This window comes from Streptomyces torulosus, from assembly GCF_001419765.1.
In the GTDB taxonomy this organism is placed as follows: Bacteria; Actinomycetota; Actinomycetes; order Streptomycetales; family Streptomycetaceae; genus Streptomyces; species Streptomyces torulosus.
Map to the genome: position 1 here is coordinate 1 of NZ_LIRK01000937.1, position 1496 is coordinate 1496.

The following is a 1496-nucleotide window of genomic DNA, read 5'->3' on the forward strand; positions in this document are numbered from 1 at the left end:
GGGTGGGGGTGCGGGGGGACACGGGCGTTCCTGGACGTGCGAGGGTGCGGCTCCGGACCCCGACGACCGCGGCCCGGCAAGGGAATTGGGCGGCTGTCGACGGACAGGGACGCGCGGAGAATTTGTATCAAGGTCGCGGAGCACGAAAGAAACGCAAAGGGCGTGATGTGAGTCACGTTGCGTTTGGGGCGTGAGCGGCGGGGTAGTCGCAGACGCCCCGGTTGCGCGGAAGGGATCTCAACTGCCCTGCCACGCAGGGGAGTTCACCTCAGGCCGAGCGGCGGAAGCCGATGGTGGGGACCGCGCGGCGCAGCGGCCAGGGGGCCACGGGCCCCTCGGGGAGGAAGTCCTCCAGGAAGGCGTAGCGGCGGAGGGCGGCGGGGTCCTGGACGTCGAGGGACCGCACCCGGCGCCACCAGGCGGCGATCTCGGACCAGCCGGGCGCCGACAGCGACCCGCCGAACTCCTGGACCGACAGGGCGGCGGTCAGCCCGGCGAAGGCCAGCCGGTCCGCCAGGGGCCAGTCCGCGAGGGTGCCGGTGACGAAACCGGCCACGAACACATCGCCGGCGCCCGTGGGGTCGAGGGCCTCCACCGCGATCGCCGGTACCTCCGCCGTCTCGCCGGTACGGCCGTCCACCGCGTACGCGCCCTCCGCGCCGAGCGTCACCACCGCCACCGGGACGTGCTCCGTGAGCGCGCGGGCGGCGGCGCGGGGGCAGTCGGCGCGGGTGTACCGCATCGCCTCCTCCGCGTTCGGCAGGAACGCCTCGCAGTGGGCGAGGTCGGGCAGCCCCGCCAGATCCCAGGCGCCGGTGTCGTCCCAGCCGACGTCCGCGAAGATCCGGGTGCCCTTGCGCGCGGCCTGCGTGATCCAAGGGGCGCGCACGCCGGGCGCGAGGGAGGCGACGGCAGCGCGCGCCAACGGCGGGCACTCCGGCGCGGACTGCTCCGCGGGGGCGGCGTGGCCGTGCGAGACCATCGTGCGTTCGCCCTCGTACGCCATGGAGACGGTGACCGGGGAGTGCCAGCCGGGGACGGTGCGGGAGGTGGACAGGTCGATGCCCTCGCCCTGCTCCAGGGCGTCCCAGCAGTACTCGCCGTAGTGGTCGTCGCCGAAGGCCGCGGCGAGGGAGGTCCGCAGGCCGAGCCGGGCCAGCGCCGTGGCCATGTTCGCCACGCCGCCGGGGCTGGACCCCATGCCGCGGGCCCAGGACTCGGTGCCGCGGACCGGGGCGGAGTCGAGGCCGGTGAAGATGATGTCGAGGAAGACGGTGCCGGTCAGATACACGTCCCAGGGCGGGTCGTCCGGGGTCCTCAGGGCCGACAGCGGGTCGACCTGGGGCCGGTGGTGTGGACGCTCCCCTTTGAACGCGGTCACGGTGTGCTCCCTGGCGGTGGTGCATGGATCTGGCCAGTCTGCACCAAAACGCTCCGCTGGGTGGGGTGGGGAGCGTGAGTGGGCCGGGGTGCGCGCTTCGTGGTCGGGTGCGGGA

1 protein-coding gene is annotated in these 1496 nt (G+C 74.1%); it reads right to left on the minus strand.

Features of this window, described 5'->3' with window-relative positions; translation table 11 throughout:
- Positions 1-268: 268 nt before the first annotated feature.
- Entirely contained in the window at positions 269-1381 is a 1113-nt protein-coding gene (locus tag AOK23_RS42760) for a carbohydrate kinase family protein (protein WP_055717759.1), read from the minus strand.
- Positions 1382-1496: the final 115 nt, after the last annotated feature.